Consider the following 2,516-nt stretch of genomic DNA (forward strand, 5'->3'; position numbering starts at 1 on the left):
CGTCGTAAGCGGTGAACTGAGACCGTTACTTCTGGAAGTTCCAAGGCATAAGGGCGTCGATCTCGCTCGATGGCCAACCCGCGGCGATGCGTTCGAGGGTCTGCGTTAGCCAAGCGAGCGGATCAACACCGTTCATTTTGGCCGTTTGAATGAGAGTTGAGATCGTCGCCCAAGTCCGGCCGCCGCCGGCATTACCCGCGAACAGACTATTCTTGCGAACGATTGCCTGGGGCCTGATTGCACGCTCGACGATATTGGAGTCGATTTCGATCCGGCCGTCGTGAAGGAATTGCTCGAAGGCTTCCTGTCGATGAAGGGAATAGCGAATGGCCTCGGCGAGCTTTGACTTTCCAGAGATACGGGGCAGCGTGTCCTGCCAAAGCTTGTAGAGATCGGCAACGACTGCAGCGGAGGCCTCCTGGCGGGCGGCCACGCGGACATCGGGGCTTTGTCCGCGCACCTTTTCCTCGATGGCCCACAGCGCGCCCATCTTTTCGATCGTCGCCGTTGCCACCTTGGAACTGTCGCTCGCATGAAGTTCGTAAAACCGGCGGCGACTGTGCGCCCAACACCCAGCCAATAGCGCGCCGTCGTTTCCCCGGTCAGGTCGGGCGACGCGGTTGTAAGCAGTGTAGCCATCGATCTGCAGGATGCCGCGATAGCCGTCGAGATGCCGCGCGACACAATCACCGGATCGACTGTCTTCAAAGCGATAGGCAACCATCGGCGGTCCACTGCCACCGAACGGTCGGTCGTCCCGTGCGTACGCCCATAGATACGCTGTCTTTGCCGACCCCGATCCAGGAACAAGTGTGGGCAATGTCGTCTCGTCGGCAAAGATTCGTTCGCCTCGTTTAATCTGGCCGAAGGTGTAGTCTGCAAGGATCTCAAGTTCGAACCCGAGCTTGCCCATCCACCGCGCCATGATTCCGCGGTCGACGTCGACATGGTCGCGCAGGAAGATCGCTTCCTGCCGATAAAGCGGCAAGCCATCACCATATTTGGAGACCGCGATATAGGCGAGCAACGCTTCCGTTGGAATGCCGCTTTCTACGATATGCGCCGGTGCCAACGCCTGGATGACACCGTCCTCGTTCTTGAAGGCATACTTCGGGCGGTGCGTGACGATCACCCGGAACTTCGGTGGAATGACATCAAGCCGCTCGGAGGTATCTTCACCGATCAGGATCTTCTGTTTGCCAGCATGCTCAGGAAGCTCGTCCGGCTCGATCACCACATGGATACGTTCCAGATGCGGTGGGAAGCCCTTGCGCGGACGGGGTGCACGTTTTGCAGCGCCTGGACCTCTTCCTTTTTCGACCAACGCCTGGATGGCGGCAATGCCGGTCTCGATCTCTTCGAAGACAAACGCACCTTGCTCGTCGAGATCCGCGTCGATGTTCTTGCTCTGCTTTTCCGAGCGTCTTCCATAGCGGTAACGGTCGAAGGCTTTGAGAACCTGCTTCAGCTTGGCGATCTGTTCGTCAGCATCGGCATTGCGGGCTTTCAGATCAGCGACTTCACTCTCCAGAGCGTCGGCGCGCGCAGCCTTTTCGGCGATCGCCAGGATCATGGCTTTCAGCGCATCAACGTCATCGGGAAGGTCGAGATCAGCTGGCGTCATGCCTGCGAATAGAGCATATTTTGCTGACAATTTCCCGCAGTTTCAGAAGCCTGATTCACTCTGCCGCAGGGCTTTTACCCAGCAAATTCCGGCCGTTTCACTGCAACGGTACGGACACGTTTCCAGTCCATCCCGTCAACGAGGGCAAGGAGCTGCGCGTGATTGAGCTGCACACGGGCAGGCCCGATCTTTGGCCAAACGAACCGATTTTTTTCCAGACGCTTCGAATAGAGGCACACACCGGAACCATCCCACCAAGCGATCTTAATTCTGTCTGCTCTCTTGGCGCGAAAGACATAGAGCGCTCCGCTGAATGGATCGTTGCCAGCATCGCGCACCAGCGACAGAAGGCTATCGGGACCTTTGCGGAAGTCCACCGGGTGGCTTGCAAGAAACACCTTCGCACCGGCCGGGATCATGCGGAGCGCACCGCACGGATCACCCGAACAAGATGAGCCTCATCGGTCTCGGCAGCTGTGCGGATTACCGCATCACCGATGATGATGTCGACCCCGGAATAATTGCTGGATGATGGTGTCGGTAAGAGACCGGCGGTTTCATCCGCCGGCAAAGCCGCGGCTCGCAGCCGGGCATTGCGCCGCCATGTAAATAATTGTGACGGATCAACGCCGATGCGCCGGGCTATCGCCGAAACGCTCGCGCCCGGCTGCATCGTCTCAGCGACCGCCTGCGCCTTAAACTCGTCCGACCATTGCCGCCGGACTTGCCTCGGCGCACCTTCCAGAGGACTGGCGACAGCTTCAATCATATGGAAAGTTCTATGTTCAGACATAGGAGCAGACATAGAAGTTCACGCCCGAGTTCATTCATTCAGCAGTATCAATAAATCCACCAAAGTGCCTTCGCCAGATGGGATAGATTCACCGCTTAC

General features: G+C 57.9%; 3 protein-coding genes. All 3 read right to left on the reverse strand.

The genetic code is table 11. From position 1 onward, the window contains the following. Positions 1 to 25: 25 nt before the first annotated feature. The 3 genes from C9413_RS30930 to C9413_RS30940 all read right to left on the reverse strand — a co-directional run bounded on the left by C9413_RS30930 (position 26) and on the right by C9413_RS30940 (position 2,429). Positions 26 to 1,624 carry an IS66 family transposase gene (locus C9413_RS30930; protein WP_039845935.1) on the reverse strand — a complete coding sequence of 533 codons (1,599 nt, stop codon included), beginning with the start codon at positions 1,622 to 1,624 and terminating at the stop codon, positions 26 to 28. A gap of 74 nt (positions 1,625 to 1,698) precedes the next feature. Continuing rightward, positions 1,699 to 2,043, reverse strand: coding sequence for an IS66 family insertion sequence element accessory protein TnpB (gene tnpB, locus C9413_RS30935; RefSeq protein ID WP_039845936.1), 345 nt, complete (start codon positions 2,041 to 2,043; stop codon positions 1,699 to 1,701). Further along, on the reverse strand, positions 2,040 to 2,429 hold the full coding sequence (locus tag C9413_RS30940) for a transposase (protein ID WP_052451602.1): 390 nt from the start codon (positions 2,427 to 2,429) through the stop codon (positions 2,040 to 2,042). The genes tnpB and C9413_RS30940 overlap by 4 nt, the downstream gene beginning before the upstream one ends. Between the last annotated feature and the right edge of the window lie 87 nt (positions 2,430 to 2,516).

Origin of the sequence: Rhizobium sp. SEMIA 4085, assembly GCF_013004495.1 — a bacterium.
In the GTDB taxonomy this organism is placed as follows: domain Bacteria; phylum Pseudomonadota; class Alphaproteobacteria; order Rhizobiales; family Rhizobiaceae; genus Rhizobium; species Rhizobium gallicum.

What these genes read in the sequence shown, in the direction of transcription:
- C9413_RS30930 (WP_039845935.1), bottom strand. Translation starts at nt 1,624, where the DNA reads ATGACGCCAGCTGATCTCGACCTTCCCGATGACGTTGATGCGCTGAAA.
- tnpB (WP_039845936.1), bottom strand. Translation starts at nt 2,043, where the DNA reads ATGATCCCGGCCGGTGCGAAGGTGTTTCTTGCAAGCCACCCGGTGGAC.
- C9413_RS30940 (WP_052451602.1), bottom strand. Translation starts at nt 2,429, where the DNA reads ATGTCTGCTCCTATGTCTGAACATAGAACTTTCCATATGATTGAAGCT.